Raw genomic sequence first — 4,939 nt, forward strand, 5'->3', positions numbered from 1 at the left:
TATCGGGGAGTCCTTTTTTTGTCCATAGCTATAAGCTCTTTATCCACTGGCAGAGCCAGTGGTTCTTTAAGCAAGAGGAAGGCGAGCGCTCCGTGCAGGAGCGCTCGCCTTTTTAGAAAATTCTCAATACCGTATTCCTTCTTGGCGTTCCCGCCCCTCTCAGGGGGGCGGGAACGCCTAAAAAAATGACACTTTAGGAAAACCTGCGCGGCAGCTTCAGCCGCCGAAATGCCGGCAGCGGCATTCTCTTTTGTCTCTCAGCCGGGGACGCCAAGCAGCGTGATCTCGCTGGGCCACAGGTTCCCTCCGTGGTACCGCAGGTAAAAGCGGTACCCGGGCGCTGCCTGGTCCACCATGCGGGCCAGCTTCCAGAGGTCCTCAAAGTTGTGATAGACCGACAGAGCCAGCTTAGGCCGCTCCTGCCGGATATGACGCATACAGCCCGCCAATGCGCTCTGCTCAGCGCCCTCAATATCCATCTTGATGAGCGTCAGGGGCTCCTCAATATCGTCGTCCAGCGCAGCCACCTCTACCCGCTCGCTGCCCTGCTGCTCCAGGCCGTTGGCCGAGCTGTCACTGTTGAGAGAGAGGAACATCTCACCAGGTCCCGCTCCGGCGCCTTTCCGGCGGCAAACCACATTGGAATAGGACGCCGTGGCGCGGAGCAGCTTCTGGTAATTCTCCGGCGTAATTTCATAGCAGTAATAGCGCTTATAGCCCTCGGCGCCATAGTTTTTCACGTAGGACAGGAAGGTATCGCCTGTATATGCGCCCAAATCGGCCACGACGTCAGTCTCATCGCAGGACAGCACCTCCAGATCGAAATAATCGTCAAAGCGATTGTCGATCACGCTGTTGAGCGGCTCGACCTCGAAATTCCGCCAGTTCCGCAGCACAGCCAGCAGGGTGCGGCGGGAACGGTTGTCCATCAGGCGGCGGTACATCCAGGCAAAATCCCGCCAGTGGTCAAAAAACGCCCGGGCAATGCCGTCCAGCACCTGATCCCGGCTGCTGCCCCAGAGCGGGAACTTCGCCCAATAAGCGGTCAGCCCCTTCTGGTATCTGGCGCTCAGCCTGAAAAAGCTGTCTTTGACGGCCTTTTGCGCCTCTTCCAGGCTGGAAAAGCTGCACGCCTGCTCCAGCGCGGCGAATTCCTGTTCCACGCCGGCAGAGGCGGGCTCCCACGGCACAGCATCCGCTCCGCTTTCCAGCAGGGGAGCCACTTTCTGATAGGCCGGGCTCTCCTTCAGCGCGCGTACCGCCGGATCGCCGGGGGCGTACTGCGACAGCACGGCCCGCACCCTGTCCGCCAGCTCCCGGAGCTGGGGATCCACAGGCCGGGCGGGCCGGTGCCTGCCCATAAACTCCACCATGCCCTTCATGGCCGGAGCGGCCTTCAGCCCCTGGCGCAGGGCGCGCACCCAGCCCAATTCGTCTCCGCTGTTCCAGGCCCGCTGTCCCTTCAGCAGCAGGAGGGCAAACTGGTGCATTCCGGGCAGGGCGTTCCAGTCCTCCTCGCTTTCCAGAAGGGCGGCGCTATAATAGTTGGGCATGTAGTCCGCCGCCAGACTGATAAACAGCCCGCACAGCCGCTTGGCGCGCCCGGGTCTCCTCCAGTTCTCCGCCCGCAGCGCGGCCATGGTCAGCTCAAACTGGAACTGAAACCGCGGCATGGAGGCGGTAAAGTCGCAGCCGTCCATCCAATCCAGAAGGGCGCCGATCCGCTCCGGCCTTTCCGGGTCCACAAGCGCAGCCGCGGCATCCCGGATTTCCTGGGCGCTGCGCCGGAAGAAGGACTCGGGCAGAGGGAGCCTCAGCTCCACGGCGTGCCGGATGGCCAGAACAGGCACCTGCCGCCAGTCCTGAATCCGCTCCAGCAGGGCCCGTCCCTCCTCTTCGTCCGCATCGATCAGCCGGGCGGCCCAGCCCAGCTCACAGGGCACCTCCCGAAACAGATGCCAGCGGTTGGGCAGCTGCTCCTCTCCGCCGTCCTCCCCGTCTCCGGGCTTTTGGAACCGCTCTCCCACCAGCATCAGCCACTTGTTCCATGCGTTTTTGCGCCGCTTCTCCCGCTCTTCCTCTTCCTCCGGCGGGGCGGTCAGGACGGGGCCCAGCAGCTCCCCTATCCGCACCTGGGCCCGGCGGCACTCCCGCAGGCAGTCCATGGCCTGAAGATAGAAGGCGAGCGAGGCCTGCTCCAGCTTCTCCGCCTCTACGGGCAGCAGCACTGCCAGCGCCTCCTCCTCCCGGCCCAGCCGGGCCAGGCACTCGCCCTTGATGCACAGCATCCGCTGCCGGTCATCCTCTGCCAGGCAGTTGAGGGAAGAGGCCATAGTCTCTCTCAGCACCGCGACCCGCCGCTGGGCGCACTCCTCCTGGGCCTTCAAATAGCGCTCCGCCCAGGACAGGGCGGTCTCGTACTCCTTGTCTTTCAAAAAGTAAACTGCCGCGCTGAACGCCACGTCCACCCGGAAATAAACGCTCTGCCCAATGTGCTCCTCTCCCCAGGAGAGCCACCGGGCCGCCTGGGGCAGGCGGTCCAGTAACGCAGCCTGCAGGCAAGTGCGGCACAGCGCCAGGCCAAAGGGGCTTTGCACCAGCTGGGGCTGGGCCATAAACAGCTCCATCGCCCGCAGGATGTAGCTCATCCGCTCCTGTGGAAACTGCACAGAAGACTCTACACACTGGTTGAGCCGCCGCATATCATCCGGGTTCTTCTCCAGCTCCGCCCGGAGGAGCTTCATGTTCCGCTCCGCTTTCTTCTGCGCCTGCTTCAGGCTCTGAGGGGCGTAGCCGTCGTGGTCAAAAACCGTCTTACTGAGAATCTTTGTGTCTGCATCGGCGGGCAGCATCCAACTCTCATGGATGCTGCCATGGTAGCGCAGGCCGCTGTCGAGGCGCAGCATCCGGGGGGCGGGAAAGTCCCCGTACCTTCCTTCCATGTCCTTTGAGCTGTAATTGCGCTGGATGACAAAGGCCAGCAGCAGGTTTTTGGGGTGCTTTGCCCAGAGGAATTCTCTCAGCTCCCTCAAATCGGGAACCAGATACTCGTCGGCATCCACCGACAGGTACCACTTGCCCGCACAGCGGTCCATTACCGCGTTCCGGGCAGCGGAAAAGTCGTCGTTCCACGGAAAATCAAAGAAAATGTCCGCGTACCGCTCCGCCACCTCCCGGGTGCCGTCCGCGGAGCCGGTGTCGGCAATGACCAGCTCGCAGGGCACGGCGTCCCGCAGGGGCTGGAGCGCCTGGAGGCATTTTTCAATGCAGCGTATTTCGTCTTTTACAATCATTCCAATAGAGAGAAGCGGTTTTCCCATGATAAAGCACACCTTTTGGTTCAAATTTGACAACTGACATATATCCCAGTCCCTCCGGCGGGGCGGGGCGGGGATATACAGCGGCTGTCTCTCCGGCCGCCTTAAAAAATGGGGCCGGTTCCAGAGAACCGGCCCCTCGCCTTGGGAGGCTGCAATCCATTTCGGCATATCCCCGCGGCAGAGCCCCCGCCCGGGACGGCCATGCTGTCCCAGGCGGAAACGACCGCGCGCCTTATGAAAATTAAGACTTACTGCAGCAGCTGCAGCACGCCCTGGGGCACCTGGTTGGCCTGAGCCAGCATGGCCTGAGCAGACTGCACCAGGATGTTGTTCTTGGTGTAAGCCATCATCTCGTCGGCCACATCGGTGTCGCGGATGGTGGACTCGGCGTCCTGGATGTTCTCAGTCATGACGGACAGGTTGTTGATGGTGTGGTCCAGACGGTTCTGGGTGGCGCCCAGAGTACCGCGGACGGAGGACACGGTGTTGATGGCGTTCTTGATGGTGTCCACAGCCGCCTGGGCGCTGGCCTGGTCGCTGATCTTGATGTCATCGGTCAGGCCCAGCTTATCGGCGTGCATGTCCTGGATGCCCACCTGGAGCTGGTTGTAGCTGGCGCTGGTGTCGCCAATCTGCAGGGTCAGGTCGGCGCCGTCCTTGGTCAGAGTCACCTGAGTGGGGGTACCAGTGGCAATCGTGACGCCATTCTTGCTGGCAGCAGTGGCCAGAGAGGCCAGGTTGCTGAAGGTGGCGCCGTCGCTGCCGTCGGCAGCAGCGGAGAAGGTGTAGGTCCGGCCGTCGATGGTGACGCTATCGCCAGCGGCGAAGGTACCGCTCAGGTCAAGCTGGGTGCCGGCGGTAATGGCGGCCTTGCCGATGGTGCCGCTGAGCTTGCTGGTGATGTCGATGCCCTTGGTGTTGCTGTCCATGGAGCCGTCCAGCAGGTTGATGCCGTTGAAGTTGGAGGAGTCAGCGATACGGTTGATCTCGTTCTTCAGCTGATCAAACTCCTTCTGCAGGTTGTCGCGGTCGGTGGCGTCGTCGTAGGTGCCGTTGGCGGACTGGTCGGCCAGCTCCACCATGCGGTTGAGCATGTCGTGGACCTCAGTCAGAGCGCCCTCGGCGGTCTGCACCAGGGAGATGCCGTCCTTGGCGTTCTTCTGCGCGGTCTCCAGGCCGGTGATCTGGGCGCGCATCTTCTCGCTGATGGCCAGACCGGCGGCGTCGTCGCCGGCGCGGTTGATCTTATAGCCGGAAGAGAGCTTCTCCAGGTTCTTGCTCAGCGCGCTGGTGTTGTTGGTGTAGTTGCGGTAGGCGTTCATCGCCATAATGTTGTGCTGGATACGCATGATGTTTTCCTCCTTGAAGGTTGGCAGGGCAAGTTCCTTCTCGCCCGTCTAAATCGTTCCGCCCGCCGGGGCCGCAGGCCTTTACGGACCGGCCGGGCTGTCTGGTCCGGACGGCTGGGCCGCGGCTCAACCGTCTCACTGTGTATGTCGGCTGTCCTGCGGGAAAAAATAAGCCCTCTGAAAAAATTTTTTCAAAAGTCACAACCTCCGGCTAAGCCGGAGGCTTGATTAAGCCCTATAAGGGCATAATACAGACAATACCCCTAAAGG

At 61.8% G+C, this 4,939-nt stretch carries 2 protein-coding genes; both read right to left on the minus strand.

All coding sequences use genetic code 11. From position 1 onward, the window contains the following. Positions 1-257: 257 nt before the first annotated feature. A complete protein-coding gene (locus Q0K06_RS13645; RefSeq protein WP_294553646.1) occupies positions 258-3,320 on the minus strand; it encodes an FkbM family methyltransferase in 3,063 nt (1,020 codons plus the stop codon). A 248-nt stretch (positions 3,321-3,568) separates the two neighbouring features. Next, positions 3,569-4,669, minus strand: a complete 1,101-nt coding sequence (locus tag Q0K06_RS13650; RefSeq protein ID WP_294553649.1) for a flagellin — start codon at positions 4,667-4,669, stop codon at positions 3,569-3,571. Between the last annotated feature and the right edge of the window lie 270 nt (positions 4,670-4,939).

This window comes from uncultured Pseudoflavonifractor sp. (genome assembly GCF_944387805.1).
GTDB lineage: Bacteria > Bacillota > Clostridia > Oscillospirales > Oscillospiraceae > Pseudoflavonifractor.

Excerpts from the sequence above, each read along its gene's own strand:
- Q0K06_RS13645 (WP_294553646.1), bottom strand. The coding sequence starts at position 3,320 with ATGGGAAAACCGCTTCTCTCTATTGGAATGATTGTAAAAGACGAAATA.
- Q0K06_RS13650 (WP_294553649.1), bottom strand. The coding sequence starts at position 4,669 with ATGCGTATCCAGCACAACATTATGGCGATGAACGCCTACCGCAACTAC.